The sequence below is a fragment of the Mesorhizobium sp. B2-6-1 genome, assembly GCF_006440475.1.
Classification (GTDB): domain Bacteria; phylum Pseudomonadota; class Alphaproteobacteria; order Rhizobiales; family Rhizobiaceae; genus Mesorhizobium.
Window position 1 is genome coordinate 61,082 of the sequence record NZ_VFUH01000013.1, and the last position, 20,796, is coordinate 81,877.

The following is a 20,796-nucleotide window of genomic DNA, read 5'->3' on the forward strand; positions in this document are numbered from 1 at the left end:
CGCGTCGGACAATTCGGTTTGGTGAGAGTAAATTCTGTGAGCAAGTCAGCGTCGCGTCGCCTCACAATCAGAGGATCTTCAACTCCCCCTACGAAGCCAGCCTCGCGACGCGCGGCCAAACTCGCGCCACCTGCCTTCCGGCCGGTCCAGCTCGCAAAACTGGTGGACACAGTTCCCCCCGGCGATCGCTGGATTCACGAGATGAAATACGATGGCTACCGCATCCTCGTCGCTGTGGGTGGCGGAGAGGCGCGCGCCTATACGCGCTCCGGTCTGGACTGGTCCGACCGTTTTCCCTCGATCCTGTCCGAGGCACGCAAGCTCAAGATTCGCTCGGCGCTCATCGATGGAGAGGCCGTCGTCACCGACACCGAGGGACGATCCAGTTTCCAGGCGCTTCAGAACGCATTGAAGGGTGCTCCGGCGAGCATTGACTATTTCGCCTTCGACCTGCTGCAGCTCGATGGCGAAGACCTGACCAGGCTTCCGCTCCTGGAGCGCAAGAAGAAACTGGAGGCAATTCTGCCGGCCAGGAACCCCATCTTTCGCTACTCCGATCATATCCAGGGCCGTGGAGAGGAATTGCTGAACCGCTTCTGCGACGCCGGCCTGGAAGGGGTAATCTCGAAGCTCGCGGATTCCGACTATGTCGGCGCCCGGGACGGCAGCTGGCTGAAGATCAAGTGCATCAAACGTCAGGAATTCGTGCTCGTCGGCTGGACGCCGTCAGACAAGGATCGCGCGTTTCGATCGCTGATTCTTGTTTTCAATGATGGCGGAAAGCTGCGCTATGCCGGCAAGGTCGGGACCGGTTTCGATACCGCCGAGATGGCCCGGCTGATGAAGATCATGGCGCCGCTCGAGCAGAAAGCCGCCACGGTCGAGGCGCCGCGCGCGGAGGTTCGCGGCGCCCACTGGCTGCGTCCCAAACTTGTAGCCGAGATCGCCTTTACCGAGATGACCAACGAAGGAACGCTGCGTCATCCAAGCTATCTTGGCCTGCGCGAGGACAAGAAGCCGGAGGCCGTCGTGCTCGAGACGGAACACCGCACAGCAACCCTGCCGTCACCGGCAATCAGCACGATTGCGATCAGCAATCGCGGCCGCGTCATCTACCCGGAATCCAACATCACCAAGGGACAGCTAGCCGATCATTACGCCGAGGTCGCCGACATCATGCTTCCGTGGGTCGGCAACAGGCCGATCAGTCTGGTCCGCTGCCCGCAGGGCCGCGCGAAGAAGTGCTTTTTCCAAAAACACGACGCCGGCAGCTTTGGCGACAAGGTCCATCACGTCGGGATCACCGAGAAGGACGGACACGAGGAGCCTTACCTCTATGTGGACGATGCCGACGGGCTGATGACCTGCGTCCAGATGGGAACGATTGAGCTGCATGGATGGGGAGCCCGCATCGAGGACGTCGAAAAGGCCGACCGGTTGGTGTTCGATCTGGACCCGGACGAGGGCTTGGATTTTGAAGCCGTCCGCGCGGCTGCCTTTCAATTCCGCGACATCCTCAAATCGTTGGGACTGACGACTTTCCCGATGCTGACGGGCGGCAAGGGGGTGCATGTGATCGCTCCGCTGACCCCACAGGCAGAATGGCCGGAGGTAAAGGATTTCGCGTCCCGCCTGGCTCAGGCGGTCGCCCAGAGCGATCCGGCCCATTTTACCGCCGCGTTGTCGAAGGCCCGCCGCAAGGGTCGCATATTCGTAGACTATCTGCGCAACCAGCGCGGAGCGACCGCGATCATGCCGTACAGCGCGAGAACCCGGCCGAGTGCTCCGGTGGCGGCGCCGATCACCTGGGCGGAGATGAAGACCATCAATGCACCCTCGCATTTCCATGTCGGCGACGCTCCCGAATTGAAGAAACGAGCGGCTTCCAAGGCTCTGGCGGGCTGGGGGCGCGCTGATCAATCCCTGCCACATCTGTAGCGCCAGCGGGCAGAGGAGAAGCCACGCCGTTTTTCCAACCCGGCGCCATGGCCCGCCAGGATTCTTTGGAACCTGCCAAGACCGGCCTCGTTTGCCTGAAGCCATGGCAAAAACCGACACGAGGACCATCGCCAATCTTCTGAGGGAATACGCGCATAGGACATCCCTGCGCGGCGGTAATCCCTATCGCGCAAAGGCGTATCTACGTGCCGCTGACAGCCTGGCGGCACTCTCCCAACCACTTGATCGCATCATCGCCGCCGGCGCCCTCACCAGTATCCCGGGGATCGGGGACGCCATCGCGGACATCGTGACGAAGCTCCATCAGACCGGCACGCACCCAAGCCTCGACAAACTGCGGGAAGAGGTGCCGGCAGGCGTGATGGAGCTGTTTGCAATCCCTGGTCTTCGGCCCGACAAGATATTGAAGCTTCACCAGGCGCTCGGCGTGAGTTCGCTGGCGGAGCTCAAAACCGCGGCGAAGGAAGATCGCATCAGGCCGGTCAAGGGGCTTGGTGCCGCGCTTCAGACGAAGATCCTGGAGAACCTGGCTATCGCGCGAAGCGGTCAGATGCAGCTTCATCTCCACAAGGCTGCTGCTCTCCTGGAGCATGCAATGGCATCGTTGCAGCAAGAACATCCGGAGTTCTCCCGCGTCGAGATCGCCGGTGACTTCCGGCGCGGGTGCGAGCTCGTTTCCGCTTTCGCGCTGGTAGCGCAAGGCACGGAGCAGGCCGAGCTCGCGGATGCGACCCTGCGGGTTGTCATCACCGACAAGAAGCACTTTGGCGCCAGGCTCCTCGACGCGACCGGTTCGGCAGATCACCTCAAGCAGCTGAAGACGCTCGCGGCCGTCAAGGGATTTGTCCTGAAGGGTGACGGGCTCTATCGCGGCCGAAAGCTGGTCGCCTCAGCGACAGAAGAGGATATCTACGAGACCATAGGCCTGCAGTTCGTCGAGCCCGAACTGCGCGAAGGCAGGGATGAGATCAGACGGGCGGCCAGCCACGAGCTGCCCGCACTTGTTCGAGACCAAGATCTGTGTGGCATCCTGCACTCCCATACGACAGCGTCCGACGGCACCGAGACGCTCGAGACGATGGCCGAAGCCACGCGCAAGCGCGGGTTCGAATATTATGGTGTCGCCGATCATTCGCAGTCCGCTCACTATGCGGGTGGCCTTTCGCTGCAGGAGATAACTGAACAGCATCGCGAGGCCGACCGGTTGAACCGGCGGTATGGTGGGAGATTCCGTATCCTGAAAGGCATTGAGGCTGACATTCTGGCGGACGGCTCGCTCGACTATCCGGATCATGTCCTGGAGCAGTTCGACTTCGTCGTCGCCAGCGTGCACAGCCGCTTCAAACTGCCCAGGAAGGAGCAGACTGAGCGCATCATCGAGGCGATCGGCAACCCCCGGACGACGATCATCGGCCACATGACAGGCCGCCAGCTGTTGCGGCGCCCGGGCTACGATCTCGACATCGCCAAAGTTCTTCGGGCCTGCGCCAAATTTGGCGTCGCCGTCGAAGTCAACGCACATCCATGGCGTCTCGATCTCGACTGGCGCTGGCATCAGGAGGCACTCGAATACGGCTGCATCTTCAGTGTCAATCCGGATGCTCATTCAATTCGCGAGCTCGATCACATGCACTGGGGCGTTGAGATGTCGCGCAAGGGCGGCGTCCCTGCGCAGCGAGTCCTCAATGCGATGCGCCTGCCGGCTCTGCTTTCCTATCTGGAAAAGCGCAAGCGCGCATCCAAGAGGATCGGTCGACCACGCCTGATGGCGAGGGACGCTATGCTGTAATTCAATTGGCTGGTCTGGTGCGGCCTCCTTCAACAGGTGCACGCTGCGTATATGATATTGGAATCGAGCCAACGGTCCAGCTGACCGAGCTGTTCGACCGACAATGTCCCTGCCGGCAACGGTCTGGTCAATGATTTGGCGGAGACCGACGGATCGAGCCACGCGGCCCAATCCTTGAATGACGATTTGACGGTCATGATAAGGGGCGATGTCCGGAACTGAAGATTGTAGGATCCGGCAGCACGAAGCTTATATCCTGGCGGAATGACATTGCAGGCAAATGGCCCCTGCCGCGGCGCTGACCCGCGCAAGATAATCCATGTCGACATGGATGCGTTCTACGCGTCGGTCGAACAGCGCGACAATCCAGAACTCCGCGGCAAGCCGCTTGCCGTCGGTGGAGCGGCCGCCCGCGGCGTGGTGGCTGCCGCAAGCTACGAGGCCCGCGCCTTCGGCGTTCGCTCCGCCATGCCTTCGGTCACGGCAAAGCGCAAATGCCCCCAACTCATCTTTGTGCCGCCTCGTTTTGACGTCTACCGGGCAGTCTCGGCTCAGATCCGCGAGGTGTTCGCCGAACATACCGATCTCATCGAACCGCTCTCGCTCGACGAGGCTTATCTCGACGTGACGCAGAACCGGCTCAATATTTCGTCGGCCACGACGATCGCCGAGACGATCAGGACAAAGATCCTGATGGTGACCGGTCTCACCGCTTCCGCCGGAATCTCGTACAACAAATTTCTCGCCAAGATGGCGTCCGACCAGAACAAACCGAACGGCCAGTTCGTCATCACGCCACGCCATGGGCCGGCGTTTGTCGAGGGTTTGCCGGTCAAGAAATTTCATGGTGTCGGTCCTGCGACCGCCGCGAAGATGGAGGCGCTCGGAATTGAGACCGGCGCCGATCTCAAGGGCAAGTCGCTCCCTTTCCTGCAGCAGCATTTCGGAAAGGCGGGGCTCTGGTACTATCAAATCGCGCGCGCCATCGACGAACGCAAGGTCGAACCAGATCGGCCGCGCAAATCAATCGGCGCCGAGGACACGTTCGCAGTCGACATATTCGACCTCAATGCATCAATCGCCGAACTCAAGCCGCTGGTCGCCAAGGTCCGGGGCTACTGTGAGGGCAAAGGCGTTCGGGGCCGGACCGTCACGCTGAAGATCAAGTTCGCCGACTTCCAGCAGATCACGCGCAGCCGCACGGTGGCGGTGCCGATCGAACTTCCGGATTTCGAACATCTCGCAGCCGATCTCCTTCAATCGGTGTTTCCGGTGCGGAAGGGAATCCGCCTGTTGGGCGTCACGCTTTCCTCCCTAGGCGATGTGTTGCCGCCGGATCAACGTCAACTGCGCTTCGAGCTTTAGCACTGCCCTGGGGCCAGGACGGAAAGGACGTCCGGCCGCATCTTGTCCGGATCATCGCTCGGGTGGATCGATCGTCGCGGACGATCTGGGAAACCTCTCCTTCATATTCGTCGGCCGCACGACCGTGAGTGTACCGTCGCCGGCGCCTGGTGGCGAGGCTGAAGGCGAAGGCGTTGGCTTCGACGAGGGACATTTTCCCGGCTCCTGTTCTGGAAGCGGGGAGCGATCCCCGCGTGACAGACGCCCGATGTATCCGGCCGAGGGCCGCAATCACCGTGAAGGCAAAGCCGAAACGGCGGCACGCTTTGCGTAGTCCGACCCTTTATGGATTGATGGCATCAGGCCCTCGGACCGGACCAAGGAATTGCGCCGACAAACGCGGGGATAGGGTCCCTGTTCTCCATTCCAGGACGGGATGGGATGTGAACCTCATGGTTCGCCACTTCGCATTCACCGCCGCCAAATCGGCAGGAGCGATCGTTCGATCAACGCGCCGGGAGCGACGAAAAACAAAGCGAATGACTGGAGGCGACTGGCCTTGTGGCGCCGTCATGTGGCGCCGAACCTCATCACCGGAATGCCGAGCCTGCGGGCCTTGTCGGCGAGGTTGTCCTGAATGCCTGAGCCGGGGAAATGAATGACGCCAATCGGCAAGGTGTCGAGCATGGCGTCGTTGCGCTTGAAGGGCGCGGCCTTGCCATGTTTGGTCCAGTCCGGCTTGAAGGCAATCTGTGGCACCTTGCGGCTGTGAGCCCATTTGGCCGCGATCAACTCGGCACCTTTGGGTGACCCGCCGTGCAGCAGGACCATGTCCGGATGCTTGCCATGGACCTGGTCGAGCTTGGCCCAGATCAGCCAATGATCGTTGAAATCGAGCCCGCCGGTGAAGGCGACTTTCGGGCCCGGAGGCAACAGCACCTGACTGTCTGTATGCTTCCTCGCGGCAACGAAGTCCCGGCTGTCGATCAGAGCCGCGGTCAGGTTGCGATGGTTGACGACAGAGCCCGAACGCGGGCGCCAGATCGAGTGTGTGTGGCGCTCGTAATGCTCGGCGGCCTGATCGCGCATCAATTCGAAGGCGTTGCGGCGTTCGAGCAGCGTCTGACCTTGGGCGATGAGGCGCTCGAGCTCGACCGACTTGACCTCGGATCCGTCTTGTTCGCGCTGTAGCCGTTGCTGGCCAAGCTCGTTTTCATCGAGCTCGCGTTCGATCCGCTTGGTCGCGCGATGGAACAGATTGACCGTCCCCCACAGCAACTCCTCGAGGTCGGGCTCAAGGCGTGTGTCGGCCATCGCCACCAGGAGAGCGTCGAAGATGTCGGCGATGCTGGCGGCTATGACCCGGCCTTCGGGAAGCGGGCGCGGATCGGGTTCATCGTCGAAGGGACGGTAGCCGTAGAGCTGAAGCTCGTGCAGGATGTGGTCGATGGATGATGATGCGGGTTGCGGCTCGAAGTCGGTATCGTGCTCGGTGCTCATGGCGGCTTGCCTTCGTGGGACCGGCCGCGCCCATCGCGGCCTTCATGGCGACGAAGGCGATGGACGATCCGGACTTGCACCCGAAGCGCCAGCGCAGGGCCGGAACGGGAGTGAAGGATGGCGAAGCCCGGCTATTTTGGTTCGCGATGGAAAGGCCCGAAGACGAGGTCCCGGGCGGCTCGCCGCACGGGGTGGCAAGGGCCGCCGGAAAATAACGGGGCGCAGCCATTGCCTGTCCGGACCGGCTGGTGCCCGATCGCCCTCTGGAAGGCCGGTGGGCCGGCCCTCGCCTCAGCGAAGGCCCCCCTGCGCACCGAGGTACGCCTAGCAAATGCCACCCCTCCCTTCCCCTTCCGGTCAGGCCGCCAGCTTCACGAAGCGCTCGACATCCTGTGGCGCGATCTGAACCCGCAGGATCCCCCTCAGCGCATTGACGCCGAGTAGACGCAGATCCTCGTTGAGGTCGCCAAGTTTCGGCGTCAGAACCATGGCCTCGATACCGGCCGCGCTGGTGCGTTCAATCAGGGTTGCCACTGCTGCGTCGCCTGCCGGATCATTGTCACGGGCGATGTAGAGGCGCCGCAATGTGTCAGGAAACAGGATTGCGGACAGATGCGCCGCCGACAAGGCTGCGAGTGCCGGCATGGCGGGCAGGACAGTGCGTTGCGACAGCATGGTCTCGATGCCCTCACCGGCGGCCATGACATCGCAGCAGCAGCCGAAGCGGACAGCGTGTCCGAGCAGTTCGCCCATGGCCCGTCTCGGTGTCTCGAGCGGAGCGCGGCCGAGATGGGCTTCGCTAAATCCGCCCGGATCGAGCCAGGTGCGGTGGGCCCCGGTAAGCTTGCCTTTGAGGTCGGTGACCGCCGCGACCATTGCCGGCCAGGTTTCAGTCCGGCCGCGGTCTGAACGGTAGTAGCAGCGAGGATGAAACCGTAGGCTCCCAGTCTCATGCACGGCTGTAATCGCGCGTGCGCGCAAATACGTCTCCACAAGAGTTCCCCGTATCGGCTGCGACATGGAGACCAGCCGCCGCGCCGCTTCAGGGGAACCGCCGGCAGCGGGAACGGCTTGCTCCCACTGGCCCTTTGGTTCGTTCGTGGGCGGCATGGACAGAAAGCTGCGCGCCTCGCCGGACACATCCTTGAAGTCCGTCAGGCCAAGCGATTCACGGATGACGTCCAGAAGGTCGCCGTGCTCGCCGGTGGCGGCGTCGGTCCATTTCCCGGCGGCACCCTTGCCGCAATCCGGTCCCTTGAGACGCACAAACATCGAGCGCCCCGGCGCATTGCGGGCGTCGCCAACCAGCCAGTAGCGGCCCTCACGGCGACCGTTGGAAAGGTAACGGCGGCAAACAGCCTCAGCCTGCCGAGCAAGATGGCTTGCCAGTTCGGATGCATCGCGAGGCAGCATCAGCGGGCCTCCCTCTCACTGATGCGCTGCACTGGCCAACACTCGATAACCTTGGCCGGCACCGCAGGCCCGCTGGCGTCCGCCGGCACAAACATGCGCAGCTTCCAGGATATGATTTCATGGAAGAGTCCGTAGGCGGTGAGCCGCTCGCGCATGGTATCGGTGATGCGACGCACATTGGACTGGCCGAGCACCAGCTTGTTGAAAGGGATATCGCGCGAGGACGACAGCGTGATCTTTTGAACGGCAGTGGTCATTTGAAGGTCTCCGCGACGGGCCGCCGAGAGCCTCTCTCTCAGCCTTGAACCCGTCACAAGATCCCTCCAACCCTCTCCCTCTCCTGCCTGCACAATCCGGCACACCGTTGCTCGACTGCCGAGCGCGCACGCATGTCGGCCTGTACGTTGTCTCCGCGTGAGCCGATGGTTGGAGCGGACAGACGAAGTGCGGCTGGCACTTGATACCTATGCCGATCGGCGGAACGGTGCATGCGCTGTTCGGGTCAGCGAAATTATGCCGCCCATTTGTCGTTGCCTGCGCTCAGCCCGATGGATGCTTCGGCCTCCACCGGCACGTGGCCAAGAAGCCAATCGGCCGCCTTGCTGGCCAGGCTGGCGGCGCGAACGATGGCGCGATTGTCCTCGCGCAAAACCTCCAGCCATGAGCCGATGTAGTCGGCATGCCGAACCGTGGGCACTATGCCCAAGGCGGCGCAGCAGAAGGCCGCGTTGATTTCTGCCACGAGTTCCTCGAACGCATACTTCCTGGAGGCGGTAGAGCCGGATAATTTGCGATCGAGACGTGAACTGTGGCCGGTGGCATGACCGAGCTCATGCAAGGCTGTCCGATGCCAATTGATCGGCTCGAAGTAGGCTTGGGGCGGAGGCACCTGTATATAATCGTGGGCCGGCACGTAAAACGCCCTATCGCCGCCGATACGAAAGTCGATGCCGGTGGCCTTGATCAGCGCCTCGACACGCGGTTCGATCGGGCTAGCCACCGGCAGTACAGCCGAAGCTGCGATTTCGTCAGGTAGCCCTTTACATTGTTCAATGTTGAAAACGGTGAAGCGCTTGAGGAACGGGATGGCTTGAGCATCCTCACCCGTCTCGCGAGCGCGCTTCTTCTCGTGATCCGGGACAAAACGATCGGCATAAACGACCGTTGTCCCGCGCTCGCCTCTACGGACATTCCCGCCGAGCGCGAAAGCCTGTCGATAAGTTATCCAACTCTGCGTTGGGAACCCGCATTCAACGACCGCGCCCCAGAGAATAAGCACGTTGATCCCGCTATACGCGCGATGCGTCCTGGCATTCTTCGGCAGGGAAAGCGACGCGTTTGCGGCGGAAGTTCCCCATGGCTGAACCCAGGGAAAACGACCCCCTTCCAGCTCGGCAATTATCTTGCCGGTGATCTCGTCGTAGAGGTTCGACCGGTCGGCGGCGTGGGTTCGTTTGGTCCGGACATACATCGCGGTTCTCCGCGACGGGCGCCGAAGGCCTCTCCTTCCGCTTTCAACCCGTCGCGAAAAACCCCTCCCATCCTCTAACTCTCCGTCGGGAGAGCTCTGCTTTCCCGACCAAATGAAAAACGGCGTACAAGGCGGAGGCACCGAAATGTCCGTCATTGCGACCAAGTCAGTTCGGTGCTGGAGCAAGTTCGTGGCCCTGAGACCGGTTCAACAGAGGCGGCCGAAGGAGCATCAGCATAGCGCCGCCGCCAGGCGGGATGCGGGACCGACCGCCCCCGGCGAAGGGCGCCGGATCAAAAACGATTGGTGCCATGCCTGCGTAAAATAAGACACTCTTCGAAGAAGGGGGCACCGTTTTTACCGGTCGTCGCGTGATTCCGACGGTCTATTTCCAGTACACCAACTCGGCGCTCAACCAGCAAACCATCCTATTTACACGCCCTGACCGCAATTCACCGCACCGTTTGATCGGATCCCTTCCGGCAGTGGCTATACAATCCAGATCTTGATCCATGAATGGGAAGCCCACGCACAAGGGCGGACACATACCGGGGCGAGGTTATGAAAAGCGACTCCCTTTCCTATCCTTCTCGGGGTCTCTCACGCGAAGAAGCTGCCCGATATGTTGGCGCGGCCATGACAAAATTCGACCAGATGGTTGCTGACCGGCGCATGCCGAAGCCGAAGAAAGTTGACGGCCGCGTGATTTGGGATCGCCTTAAACTCGAAGCGGCGTTTACCGAACTACCTGGAGACGATGACGAGAATATCGTCGACTTCCTGTTTGCAAGGGAATCACCGCAGGGAATAGATTCATTCCGCCATGATCGACAAATGTCCCGGCCTCTCCTCTTACACCGACCTCTCGGCGTTTCGTTCATGGCAGCCTTGCCGGCTCTGCTTGGCTAGGTTGACTCGCCTAGGTGTAGTATTTTCGGCATGTTTTGGGAAAAAACATGTGGCTTGTAGAGGGAAATAAACTATTTGTCTCGCTGGCGGTATGGCAAATCAAAGCTCGATCAATTCGTCCGATACGGTAAGAGGAAACTATATGACCACTGCTCTCGAACATGACGGCCAACTGGATACTGTGTCGATAGCGGCCGACATCGTCGCCGCGTATGTCTCGAACAATCCGCTGCCGGTTGGCGAGTTGCCGAAGCTGATTGGCGATATTCATGCCGCTCTGAAAGGCATCGGCACGACGGCGATAGAGCCTGTGGTCAAGCAGGAACCGGCAATATCGATCAGAAAGTCGGTGACGCCAGACTTTATTATCTGCCTTGAGAATGGGAAGAAGTTCAAATCGCTCAAGCGCCATATCCGAGTTCACTACAATCTGAGCCCTAATGAGTATCGCCTGAAGTGGAACCTTCCAGTCGACTATCCTATGGTCGCGCCGAACTATACGGCCACGCGCTCGGCATTGGCGAAATCAGCAGGCCTTGGACGAAAGGCGGTGGTGCCCGCACCAACCGCGAACGAGAAAACAAAAAAACCAGCGCGCTTAGCAGCCGCAAGAACACCTGCGGCGTCAATCAAGTCACCGCTGAAGAAGACGCGCAAGGCATCCGTCAAAGCCTGAGGGACTGCCCTGGCAAGGTGCCAGGCTGTAGCGGCCTGACCTTGATGAAGCCCCGCCGCGTGGCGGGGCTCAGTTGCATGTCGGTTCAGTCTGCGGCACAGCGGAACCGGATGAGGGAAGAACTGCCCCGACCAAGAAGGTAAAGAAGAGAACTAAGGACCTGGGTCTTGGATCACCGAGGTCGCTGGCACGGAGCCGGGGTGTCGTAGGGAGGCGCAGTTATGTTTCGGATTATCGCCGCATTGGCGATCGGCGGCGTTTTCATGCCGGTGGATCCTGCGTCGGTCGTGCGGCGCCCACAGGCGCCGGTGCCCTGGTCGACGGTTTATGTCGAGGGATGTTGCAAGACTTGTTCGGCCGGTCAGGCATGTGGCGATAGCTGCATCTCGCGAGAGAAGCGATGCCACAAAGCGCCCGGCTGCGCGTGCGATGGCTGAGATGCCGCGATTTCCCGCCCTTGGCGTCTGCCGCTTGTCGGCCGCCTTGCTCTGCCTCACCTTGCCTTCCGTGGCCGAACCACTGGTGGGCATTCCATCAGTCGTGGACGGCGACACGATCGAAATTCATGGACAGCGGATTCGCCTCAATGGCATGGACGCGCCGGAGAGTGCTCAGATCTGCGCCATCGCCTCTGGCAAGAAGTACCGTTGCGGCCAGCAGGCGTCTCTGGTGTTGGCGGATTTCCTCGATGCGCATCGCCCAACATCGTGCATTGGAGTCGACCGCGATCGCTACAGGCGCATGGTCGCTGTCTGCACCGCCGCAGGCGTCGATATCGGCGAATGGATGGTCAGGCAGGGCTATGCGCTTGATTGGCCGAAATACAGTGCCGGCTTCTACGTTGGAGCCGAGCAGGAAGCCAGGACCGCAAAGCGCGGCCTGTGGGCCGGCTCATTCGACAAGCCCTGGAATTGGCGCAGGCAACACTAGGACCTTCGCCGTTCCCTCAGGAGCCGGTTCAATTCCGCGGCAGCTTGTGAATCTCCAGTCTCACCGGACCGCCTCGATCGCAGCTCGTGCAGACAAGCGCCCTCTCAACGGAGCTGAACAGCGCGTCCTTGCCGTATCGCCGAATAAGCGCGGCTGGCTTCACCTCGGCATAGTGCGAGCAGCGTTTGCACCAAGCTCGCAACGTGTGCCATTCGCGCAGATCGCCAAGTGAAACGTCCAACCCGGCATGAATGCTGCCGTTGATGACAGTCTGCGGTGGAACCTTCACCTCGCCCGGAGTGATAATCTTCTCCATGACATGGCGGCTGTTGTAGTGAATCAGCAGCATTCCGGGCCGACGCCGAATGGCCGCCTGCCAAGCTGCCTGGCTGACCACCGCGTCCGGAGATCGGCATATGGTTTCTAGATGGGTTTTCTCCTCTCGATCCCAGACTTCGATCCGGAAATTGTCTTCCGCCGTCTCGGTCATTGAACCCGCGCCTTATGCCAGCCGCGAGAATAGCCGTTCGAGACTGCGGCCCGCGACAAGCCCAGTTCCCGTTCAAGGTCGTTGTTCCTGGCAAGGACATTCAGCAACGCGACCAAGACATCGCCGCCGGCTGCGGCTATGGCCTGCTCAGCCACCTCTTCCAGTTCGGACATAGCTTCGCCGGCCGGCGCGTTCTGGCGCGTTCCCATGCCTCTTTCCTGCTCAGATGTCATTCAGGAATAAGGAACATATTCCTTCCTCGTCAAGAGCAGTCTTGACTCAATGTTCTCTTTTCGTTCACTGTAGCTAAAATAGTTACCGGAGACAGACATGGACCTGGTTTTGACCGTCCCAGGCGCATCGCCTGAGGAGATTTCGCGCGGCATCGCGGCCGCCGAGACGGCTTTGGAGCGCGCCGGTTTCACAGCCGAGGAAGCGGCACAAGGCGCCTTTGCACTCGAAGGCTGGGATATAAACGGCTTTCCGGAAGATGGATTGGACGGTCGAGCCGGCGCCTGCGCACAAGCCTGGGGCCAAGCCCATACCGCCGCCCTGGAGGCGTGCTGTGCCGGCTGGCCTGAAGAACGCAAGCCTCTAAGCGTGGATCTGGAGCTACTGATCGATCCGGAAACCCAACTCGTCGACCGCGTCACCGCGTTGGCGATGCTTCGTGCAGATGTTGAGCGAGGCGGCAAAGACACGCTTAGCGGAAGGGATTCCATCTTGGCCTGGCGCATTGCGGCCGATGTCGAAGATCGGTTCAAAATGCGAGACCTCATCGGCGACCTAACCGTCGTCTTCACCACTCTTTCGCTTTCTCATTTCCACCCTGACGAGCCGGTCGAACCCAAGCGCCAAGCCGTCTGTGATGCAATAAACGCGCTTGAAGCGGCGACGGAAAAGCAGGCCTCGCGCTGATGCGAAGGAGAGATGATGTCCGACCATGTCCTGCCTGGCCAGAAGAAGCCAAAGCTGATCGTCGTCATTGCCTTTGATCGCGGCAACGAGGGCGATCTGTTTGCCGCCTACGGCCCGGCGGATCAGCAAAGCGAGGAAAGGGCAGTTCGCATAGCCAAGGCGCTGGCTACCAGGCATGTCGGCGTCATCGCATGGAGCCGCGATGCCGATCCAGCGCTTGGGGACTACGGCCCGCCTACAACGCTTTTCGTCAGCGGTGACGTACCCGACATGGAATGATCGTCAGGATCGGCCTCGTGTTACGCGCTTTGCGGGCGCACCGTTTCCACTCTAAGCGACCCCGCCGGAAGCGGCCGCAAGAGTTCAGATTCGGGCTTCGTCAGGTTGATCCAGGCAGCCCAATTCTGCGGCTGAAGAACAACGACCTGCCGATTATGAAATGGTGCGACATCGGGCCCGGGATCAGTCGTCAGCATGGTGAAGGTAGGCGGCTTGTTGCCGGCGGCCTCACGCCAAAGCCCTGCGATGGCCATAAATGGAGAGCCGTTGAGCGTAAAGCGATGTTTCGCCTTCGGATATTTCGCACCAGTGAACTCGAAGAACCCGGAGGCCGGAATGAGGCATCGATTGCTGTTTGCGAATTGCCTCCCTTCGGAGCGAAAGTTGAACACCGGTCCCCCCTTTGGGCCCGCCGGCGGAAATCCGAACGTCATCGATGCCAATTCAATCGCATCGCCGGCGCCGCGCATTATTGGCGCCGGGTCATTAATGCGGATGTCATCCGCCTGCGGCAAATCGAGTTCGGTTTGGTGCGCCGGGATTTTGAGCGCCAGCGACGCCATCATCCGACAGTATTCACCCCACAGGACATGCTGTTCATAATCGTTGCACATGGAAGGCTCCGGGCGACCTTCTTAGAGTAAGCCTATCTGGCTCTCGATGAAAAGGCGGCTGCCGCTCAACTCAGCGGGCCCATTTAGCCAGAATATCCCCTTCGTCGCGGCCTCAATGAATAGCCTGCGGGCGTGATGGGCCTCTTTCAGCCCTTCGAGAACACGCGGTAAGGCTTTCCGGGCCGCAACATCTTTCGAACTGGTCATCGCCGGCCATCGGGCTCCCCCTGGGAGTAGATTAATGATCAGGCGATAGGTTCCGGTTCGCCGGCGAGATCCGTTGCGGCGGGATGCCGATGACAGATACCACGGCCTACCTCGACCATCGTGCAGTGTGCGGACCGCCTTGGCGGGGACAGTCAGTCCCGCGTCCAGGCTTTCAGCCGTCGCTATGCTGACGCTCCTTAGGCTGTCCCGTTCACCACCGCGGCCGAGGCGGAATTCCTCCATCCCACGCGCGAGGCTTGTCCGCCGTTGCGGACGCGCGCGGGATTTCGGTTTATACGCCCTTTGTCTTTTTTGGCGGCGGCCGCCGCTGGACTCGAATTTGCCGTAGAGGGAAGCACGGACCGGCCGCCGGCATGTTTGCTGCGACGCCAAGCTCGTTTTTGGGCTTTGTTGTTTTGGGTGGCTTGTTCTGGCATGCTGGCCTTTGGGAATGCGGGATTCGAATATAGCCAGCCCGTCTTGATGGCAGCTGAAAGATCCTAACGCTGCGCATATGAAGCCATTGATAGTGATCTGCTCGAAGGACGCGGAATTTTATCTGCTCCTCAGCCACATTCTCGAGGTCGACGGCTTCGCCAGTACGCTGGCCGGTTCCATCGATGAAGTGCTGGAGCTTGCAGCGGGCATGCCGGTTCGGGCCGTGGTGCTGGATTGTCGACCGGACAACCAGCTGGGGGCCAAAAGTGCCGGGCTCAAGCAGGATGCTCGCACAGGCGCCCTCCCCTGTGTCGCTCTGGTGTCGCCCGGCGCGGAAGCTCAGCACATTCAGCTGCTGAGGTCTGGCATTGACGAATGCTTTGTCCGGCCGTTTGCCCCGGCCAAGCTGCTCGAATACCTGCGGGCCAGGCTGGCGGTGGGCCAAGCATCGGAACAGGGATCCCGGCGTGGCAAGTCGCTGGCATATAGCGATATCGAGATGCAGCTTGATACCCATCGCGTGCGCTGCGCCGGCAAGGAGATATCGCTCGGGCCAATCGAGTTCAAGTTGCTGCGCCACATGCTGGAAAATCCGGAAAAGGTGCTCAGCCGCGATGAGCTGATCGCCGTGGCCTGGACAAATAGCGCCAGTGTAAGCACGCGCGTGGTCGATGTTCACATGAGCCAGTTGCGAAAGTTACTCAGGCGGTCATCACGAAGCGTTGCCATTCGCACTGTAAGGCTCGCCGGATACGCGCTCGAAGACCAGTCGGCCTGATCATTCCCGCAGCACATATCGAGGAACGCCGGCAGCCGCCCCTGCCCGCCTGGTCGGGCTCTACATTTGTGACCAATATGTAAGAGGAAATAAATGCGCGTCATGTACTCGCAACGTTTTGGAATACAAAAGATTATCAACTTGGTTGTTGCTGTAGACGATCCGGCCTGCGAAAGTATTCACCGAGTAACTTAAGTGGTTGCTAAAGTATATGGAGGAATGCCCATGTCTGAGGGCTCGGGATACGCTGAAGCCATTGGCCATCACGGGGAACTGGTTCAAGGCGTTTTCGAGGATGAGGGCGCGCGGTTGCGACGCGCGCTGGTCTCGCTGCCCTGTCGTCATCTGAGGTCCAAAGCCAGGTTCAGCGCAAACGATAGCGATCACGTGACTGTCTGGCCAGCCTCGCGGGAGAAGGCTCGACGCGCGGCCGAGTTGACCATCAATGCATTCGGCCGGCCCGGCAGCGGCGGCCATCTCTCGATGGATAGCAACATCCCCATTGGCCGTGGCATGGGCTCCTCCACCGCCGACGTTCTGGCAAGCATCCTGGCGGTATTGAATTGGTTGGAGATCGATGCGGCGTCGGATGAGGTCATGCAGCTCGCGGTCAGCGCGGAAACGGCCTGTGACTCCACTTTGTTCAGGCAGCAAGCGGTGCTGTTTGCGCACCGGGACGGCATCGTGATGGAGGCATTCCGCAAGCCGCTGCCGCCGATCGACTTCATCAGCATCGATACCACCCCCCAGCTCACGGTCGATACGCTTGAATTCGAGCCGGCGCGTTACGGTCACCTGGAGATCGAGACCTTTCGGCCGCTTCGAAGCCTGTTGCGAACAGCCATCAAGAATGCGGACGCCCGCATGCTGGGCAGGGTTGCGACGGCGAGCGCGCGGATCAACGAGCGGTTTCTTGCCAAACCACGGCTGAGAGAGATCGAAACCGTCGGTGACCGCTTCGGCGCCATTGGCGTTCAGGTCGCTCACAGCGGCACGGTCGTCGGACTGATGTTCGACGCTAGAGACCAGAATGCATCCGTAAACATCGATCGCGCGGCAGGCGCTCTGCGTCAGTCCAATTTCGAGCCGACGATCTTTCGCCATTGAACGCCTGGCACGCAGGAGTAACCCATGTCGACCCGTGCGCTGATGCGAAAGCTGGAAGATTTCGAGGGCCCGCGCCTTGTGGCGCTCGGCGGAGCTCTTTTCGGCGCCAGCTTCTTCCTGATGAAGCTGCTGCCAGCCCGGTTCATGCTCGAGCGGGCTGTGGAACGCGATCAGTTGAAGCCTGAAGCCACGATCTGCGAATCCTCGTCGGGAACGGCGGCAACGGCGGCAACAACGTCGGCTGCTGCTCGACGCAAACGATCCCGGTGCTCGGCGGTCATGGCGGCAATGGAAGCGCCGGCGTTTCGCTTGTCTCCGGAGCCACATTCACTAACCTCGGGACGATCACCGGCGGCAATGGCGGCAGCGGTGGCAACGACAATGCGGCTCCCACCACGGGCGGCAATGGCGGCAATGGCGGGATAGGCGTCACGCACAGTCAGCGGATGTTAAAAAGCCCGCCACTGCGGAAACAGTGACGGGCTTCATCGGAGCCGGCCAGCGGAGGACGATGCTGGCCAAGGGTAGCAACGCTCCCCAAACCATCAGTTGCATCTAAGCGAACAAGGCCGCCCATCTTTCGAATAGCCGCCTTCGTGCACCAGCACCTTAGCAAGCAATTCCTGTTCACCAGCAACAGCCACGACAGTTCCGTTCGAATTCGGACTTGGCTAGGATCGCCTCGGAGAGATCGGGCCGATGGCAAGTTTCAAAGTTGAGGCGATGAACGGCACGAAGGTGATCAGCACCACCTCAGTGGAAGCCCACAGCCATGTTCATGCCGTTGTGAAGGTCGTCCAGCGACCACTGAAGCCCGGGCGAACATCCGGCAAACCCTGGGTGCGCGTCACCGATCTCGGCACGCGCAAGATCAGTGAGTTCGAATTCGCAAGTTACCGGAACCTCAAGTCTCCAGAATAATTTGCAGCACTAGAGGCCGAGCACTGGATCCAGAAAACCGCGGGATACGGCTGACGCGCTGGGCGGGCTTTCAGGAGCCATCGATGGCCGAATTTGTCGTGGAGGAGTTGACAAGATTGGGGCGCCAAGCGCCATTCAGGCGGCGTCCTCATCGAAGGGTCGACGGTGACGACCGGACGCCAACCCGGTATGATGTCGATACGCGTCACACACGACCAAGGTCAGGTCAGCGACTTTCGCTGATGACCGAATATGATGAAACAGCACGGCAACCGGGCTGCGCCGCTCCTGCCGCGAAATGCGGACCGGCGGTTCGCCGCCGTCAGCATCGTGGAGCGCGCGACGGACATCCGCGTCGCCAGCGTTCGAGATGCGGCCCCTGAACGTCGATTGAAGTGCAGGACTGCCTGCACCGCGACGTGAAGCCGAATTAGGCCGCAATTTCGAGGCTTTGGCGCGATCTTCTGGTCGCCTGGCTTTGCATCATCTTGAGAGTATGAAACACCGGGACACCCGCCAGCGCGGTCGTATACGATCGCGCCAATCTACAACCGCAGAACGTTTTGCTCTTTCGCGAATTGCGAAGAGGCAAATCCCAAGTAGAAGGTGCCGAAGCAATAGGAGTTCCAATAATTGCCGGAGCGGACCAATAGTGTCACTGAGATTGTCGAGCTAACCGCGGGTGTTGTCGCCGCATATGTCAGCAACAACCCCGTGCCGGCCGGCGAACTGCCAAACCTCATTGCGTCTCTACACGCTTCCCTGCCTGGTCTGAGCAAGCCTGCCGCGCCGGCAGTTGAGATGCAGGTCCCCGCGGTCAATCCAAAGAAGTCGGTTACTGCGGACTTCATCATCTGTCTTGACGACGGCAAGAAGTTCAAATCGCTGAAACGCCACCTTCGTTACCTTGGCATGACGGCCGATGAATACCGTGCCAAGTGAAAATTGCCAGCCGACTACCCGATGGTGGCGCCGAACTATGCGGAACAGCGGTCCGCTTTGGCAAAGGCGTCGGGTCTGGGGCGGAAGCCGGTCCCTCGGAAGAAACCTCCTGCCAAACCCACGGCCAAAGTCGCCTGACGCGAACTAAATCCTGCCCTTGTACTGGGCAGGCCACCGCCGGTGTGGCAAAAATGGAGCCATGACCCGCGCATCCATTGCCGAAGAGCTTGAGCGTGCCGCCGACCGCATCGCGGACATGCCGCGGCCGGATCTTCAAGTTATCCTTCGCCGCGCCGCCTTGATGCTGCGAAACGTCGCTGGCGTTCCCCTGGAGCCGGCAACAGAAGACGCGCTGAACTCGATCGCCGGAGAGATGAAGATCGGCCGGTCAGATCTCATTCAGATTGTGTTGCGCGAGTGGCTGGAAACCAACGCCTACCTGCCGGTGCGCCAAATCGATGAGGATAGCGAAACGGATGGGAGCGCTTAGAAACTTCCGCAATGATCATCGCGCCGATCAAACCAACGTGCGCCACCATCTTCCCAGCCCGCCTCTCCCGATTATAGCGGAACTCGAGGGCGATTTGTCCGTTCTTCCGATGTGTGATTCGAAGGAGAAGCCACGATGGATTGGAACCGCGTCGAAGGAAATTGGAAGCAGGTCAAAGGTAAAGTCAAGGAACAGTGGGGCAAGCTCACTGATGATGATATCGACCGCATTGGCGGCAAACGCGATCAGCTCGAGGGCCTGATCCAGGAACGCTACGGCATCGAGAAGGATCGCGTACGCCGAGATGTCGATGACTGGTATGGTCGGCAGGGCTGGTAGATACCAGGTTATGGAATTAGGTTCCGCTTGTCTCAATCGATCTAGATGGACTTCCGGGATCGAACCAGGGAGACTGGCCTGCGCTTCGCCGCATGCCGCTGCTGGCCCTGTACGGTGCGTCGAGCCGCGCACCACGTCGACCCTTTGCCTCCGCCGAAGCTGAAGCTCTGGAGATCCCAATGGGTTGGTTCTTCCTGCGCCCCTGCCAAGCTTGCGGCGCGCCTTGCGGCGGTAAAGGCCAACCAAATTTCAGCCAGCCAGCGGAAGCCCGCATCCAGTCACGCATCGAGCGACGTGCAATGGCCCGACGCTTATGTTAACGCTCGACACGCCGTCCTCCATCTCCTCGCGCCCAGCCGCCTTCCAGCATGCAGCCTAAGCTTCGCGTATAACCTTGCCCACCCGCGCCTGCGCCGGCGTTAGATGCCGGCATTTCTTCATGACGGTCGTAAAGTGGCTTTGGCTAGAGAACCCCGCTCACATGGGCGATCTCCGCAATGGCCATGCGCTTGTCGGCAAGCAGTCTCTCCGCCAAGTCGAGCCGCAGATTGAGAACGTAGTGATGCGGCGGCGCCCCGACTGTCCTGGAGAAAGCCCGCACAAAATGAGAGGATGAAAGCCCGCAAACCGCGGCCATATCGGCAAGCGCTAATTTGCGCGAGAAGTTCGCGCTCAGGAATTCCTGCACCCCGGGCATTGCGGGCAGAAAGCCCACCTTTTTCGTTCATCTGTGGATGCGGCGCTGCATCAGTTACGGAAATCCATTCCGGAAAATCATCATTGCGCCGCATCTTCGACCTTGTTACCTCCCGGTGGGAACACCCTGTGGCGCCTCTCAGCTCCCTCACGAAAAACAATTCGTTATTGTTCGATAGTCCGCGCATAGCATACGCACATTGGCGATCCAGAGAACCCCGCGCGGTAGCCTTCTCGAAATCAGGTCGAAGAGATATCGACCGCCTCACATCCAAGATCCAGATGCTTGCAACGGTACCTCGGCCGTTACGATAGGCGATCTTTCCCTCTGCGTTGTTGTCGCTATGGCCCTCCGACGTTTCTTTGCAGGAAAAGTCTCGTGGCCGGGCTGCTTCTGATTACAGAACCGTTCAAGGACCGCACCGGAGAACGAACCCGCAGCTTCGAAATACAGATCAGTCCGGGGAGAACGTTGAGGTGCCCGGTTGCATAGTCGGGACCGATCCGATGCAGACCGTTGGCTGCGTCGCTCGAGCGTCAATTTTTAATGTGCAGGTCAGACGCAGGCAGATCCCGTCATATCAAC

The 20,796-nt window shown here is 60.4% G+C and carries 22 protein-coding genes and 3 pseudogenes; 15 read left to right on the plus strand and 10 right to left on the minus strand.

Going from position 1 to position 20,796, the window contains the following annotated elements:
* The first annotated feature begins 36 nt into the window (after positions 1-36).
* Positions 37-1,938: a DNA ligase D gene (gene ligD, locus FJ443_RS23970; RefSeq protein WP_224680367.1), complete on the plus strand. Its 1,902-nt coding sequence runs from the start codon at positions 37-39 to the stop codon at positions 1,936-1,938.
* 103 nt (positions 1,939-2,041) lie between these two features.
* Entirely contained in the window at positions 2,042-3,748 is a 1,707-nt protein-coding gene (locus FJ443_RS23975; protein WP_140523044.1) for a DNA polymerase/3'-5' exonuclease PolX, read from the plus strand.
* Positions 3,749-3,777: 29 nt separating this feature from the next.
* Here FJ443_RS23975 and FJ443_RS23980 read toward each other — a convergent pair.
* Positions 3,778-3,964: pseudogene (locus FJ443_RS23980) on the minus strand (hypothetical protein); the annotation flags it as partial.
* 48 nt (positions 3,965-4,012) lie between these two features.
* Between FJ443_RS23980 and dinB the strand changes: the two are divergent.
* Positions 4,013-5,113 (plus strand): DNA polymerase IV, encoded by a 1,101-nt coding sequence (gene dinB, locus FJ443_RS23985; protein ID WP_140523046.1) that lies wholly within the window; start codon positions 4,013-4,015, stop codon positions 5,111-5,113.
* Between the two features lie 549 nt (positions 5,114-5,662).
* Here dinB and FJ443_RS23995 read toward each other — a convergent pair.
* The 4 genes from FJ443_RS23995 to FJ443_RS24010 all read right to left on the minus strand — a co-directional run bounded on the left by FJ443_RS23995 (position 5,663) and on the right by FJ443_RS24010 (position 9,476).
* The gene (locus tag FJ443_RS23995; protein WP_140523050.1) at positions 5,663-6,592 is read right to left on the minus strand and encodes a DUF2493 domain-containing protein; all 930 of its coding nucleotides are present in this window, start codon (positions 6,590-6,592) and stop codon (positions 5,663-5,665) included.
* Positions 6,593-6,949: 357 nt separating this feature from the next.
* On the minus strand, positions 6,950-8,005 hold the full coding sequence (locus FJ443_RS24000) for a toprim domain-containing protein (protein WP_140523052.1): 1,056 nt from the start codon (positions 8,003-8,005) through the stop codon (positions 6,950-6,952).
* Positions 8,005-8,262, minus strand: coding sequence for a hypothetical protein (locus tag FJ443_RS31750; protein WP_140523055.1), 258 nt, complete (start codon positions 8,260-8,262; stop codon positions 8,005-8,007). The genes FJ443_RS24000 and FJ443_RS31750 overlap by 1 nt, the downstream gene beginning before the upstream one ends.
* Positions 8,263-8,516: 254 nt before the next feature.
* A complete protein-coding gene (locus FJ443_RS24010; protein ID WP_140555422.1) occupies positions 8,517-9,476 on the minus strand; it encodes an ArdC family protein in 960 nt (319 codons plus the stop codon).
* 561 nt (positions 9,477-10,037) lie between these two features.
* On the opposite strand from FJ443_RS24010, the pseudogene FJ443_RS24015 reads away from it, so the two are divergent.
* The 3 genes and pseudogenes from FJ443_RS24015 (at position 10,038) to FJ443_RS24025 (ending at position 11,991) form a co-directional block, all read left to right on the plus strand.
* Positions 10,038-10,287 (plus strand): annotated as a pseudogene (locus FJ443_RS24015) (hypothetical protein).
* Positions 10,288-10,527: 240 nt separating this feature from the next.
* Positions 10,528-11,061, plus strand: coding sequence for a MucR family transcriptional regulator (locus FJ443_RS24020; RefSeq protein ID WP_140523057.1), 534 nt, complete (start codon positions 10,528-10,530; stop codon positions 11,059-11,061).
* 438 nt (positions 11,062-11,499) lie between these two features.
* Positions 11,500-11,991 (plus strand): thermonuclease family protein, encoded by a 492-nt coding sequence (locus FJ443_RS24025; protein WP_140523060.1) that lies wholly within the window; start codon positions 11,500-11,502, stop codon positions 11,989-11,991.
* A 28-nt stretch (positions 11,992-12,019) separates the two neighbouring features.
* Here FJ443_RS24025 and FJ443_RS24030 read toward each other — a convergent pair whose 3' ends face one another.
* Both FJ443_RS24030 and FJ443_RS24035 read right to left on the minus strand, forming a co-directional pair.
* Positions 12,020-12,481: a hypothetical protein gene (locus FJ443_RS24030; protein ID WP_140499776.1), complete on the minus strand. Its 462-nt coding sequence runs from the start codon at positions 12,479-12,481 to the stop codon at positions 12,020-12,022.
* Complete coding sequence (locus FJ443_RS24035) at positions 12,478-12,690, minus strand: hypothetical protein (RefSeq protein ID WP_140499774.1); 213 nt, start codon at positions 12,688-12,690, stop codon at positions 12,478-12,480. Before FJ443_RS24035 ends, FJ443_RS24030 begins: the two co-directional genes overlap by 4 nt.
* A gap of 121 nt (positions 12,691-12,811) precedes the next feature.
* Here FJ443_RS24035 and FJ443_RS24040 point away from each other — a divergent pair, with 121 nt between their 5' ends.
* Together FJ443_RS24040 and FJ443_RS24045 are read left to right on the plus strand one after the other, a co-directional pair.
* Positions 12,812-13,399 carry a hypothetical protein gene (locus FJ443_RS24040; RefSeq protein WP_140499772.1) on the plus strand — a complete coding sequence of 196 codons (588 nt, stop codon included), beginning with the start codon at positions 12,812-12,814 and terminating at the stop codon, positions 13,397-13,399.
* A gap of 15 nt (positions 13,400-13,414) precedes the next feature.
* Positions 13,415-13,678, plus strand: a complete 264-nt coding sequence (locus FJ443_RS24045; RefSeq protein WP_140523062.1) for a hypothetical protein — start codon at positions 13,415-13,417, stop codon at positions 13,676-13,678.
* Positions 13,679-13,698: 20 nt separating this feature from the next.
* On the opposite strand, the gene FJ443_RS24050 is transcribed toward FJ443_RS24045, so the two are convergent.
* Together FJ443_RS24050 and FJ443_RS32080 are read right to left on the minus strand one after the other, a co-directional pair.
* A complete protein-coding gene (locus FJ443_RS24050; RefSeq protein WP_140523065.1) occupies positions 13,699-14,292 on the minus strand; it encodes an SOS response-associated peptidase in 594 nt (197 codons plus the stop codon).
* A gap of 21 nt (positions 14,293-14,313) precedes the next feature.
* On the minus strand, positions 14,314-14,742 hold the full coding sequence (locus FJ443_RS32080) for a DUF982 domain-containing protein (protein ID WP_348641938.1): 429 nt from the start codon (positions 14,740-14,742) through the stop codon (positions 14,314-14,316).
* Between the two features lie 271 nt (positions 14,743-15,013).
* Between FJ443_RS32080 and FJ443_RS24060 the strand changes: the two genes are divergently transcribed.
* The 7 genes and pseudogenes from FJ443_RS24060 to FJ443_RS24095 all read left to right on the plus strand — a co-directional run bounded on the left by FJ443_RS24060 (position 15,014) and on the right by FJ443_RS24095 (position 19,514).
* Complete coding sequence (locus FJ443_RS24060) at positions 15,014-15,715, plus strand: response regulator transcription factor (RefSeq protein ID WP_140523067.1); 702 nt, start codon at positions 15,014-15,016, stop codon at positions 15,713-15,715.
* Positions 15,716-15,940: 225 nt separating this feature from the next.
* Positions 15,941-16,822 carry a GHMP kinase gene (locus FJ443_RS24065; protein WP_140523070.1) on the plus strand — a complete coding sequence of 294 codons (882 nt, stop codon included), beginning with the start codon at positions 15,941-15,943 and terminating at the stop codon, positions 16,820-16,822.
* A gap of 24 nt (positions 16,823-16,846) precedes the next feature.
* The gene (locus FJ443_RS31280) at positions 16,847-17,248 is read left to right on the plus strand and encodes a hypothetical protein (RefSeq protein ID WP_181165400.1); all 402 of its coding nucleotides are present in this window, start codon (positions 16,847-16,849) and stop codon (positions 17,246-17,248) included.
* 273 nt (positions 17,249-17,521) lie between these two features.
* A complete protein-coding gene (locus tag FJ443_RS24080) occupies positions 17,522-17,743 on the plus strand; it encodes a hypothetical protein (RefSeq protein WP_140499723.1) in 222 nt (73 codons plus the stop codon).
* Between the two features lie 633 nt (positions 17,744-18,376).
* Positions 18,377-18,823, plus strand: a pseudogene (locus FJ443_RS24085) (MucR family transcriptional regulator).
* Between the two features lie 61 nt (positions 18,824-18,884).
* Entirely contained in the window at positions 18,885-19,175 is a 291-nt protein-coding gene (locus FJ443_RS24090; RefSeq protein WP_140499721.1) for a hypothetical protein, read from the plus strand.
* A 135-nt stretch (positions 19,176-19,310) separates the two neighbouring features.
* Positions 19,311-19,514 (plus strand): CsbD family protein, encoded by a 204-nt coding sequence (locus FJ443_RS24095; protein WP_140499719.1) that lies wholly within the window; start codon positions 19,311-19,313, stop codon positions 19,512-19,514.
* 463 nt (positions 19,515-19,977) lie between these two features.
* On the opposite strand, the gene FJ443_RS31755 is transcribed toward FJ443_RS24095, so the two are convergent.
* On the minus strand, positions 19,978-20,229 hold the full coding sequence (locus tag FJ443_RS31755; protein WP_224646664.1) for an AraC family transcriptional regulator: 252 nt from the start codon (positions 20,227-20,229) through the stop codon (positions 19,978-19,980).
* Positions 20,230-20,796 lie beyond the last annotated feature (567 nt).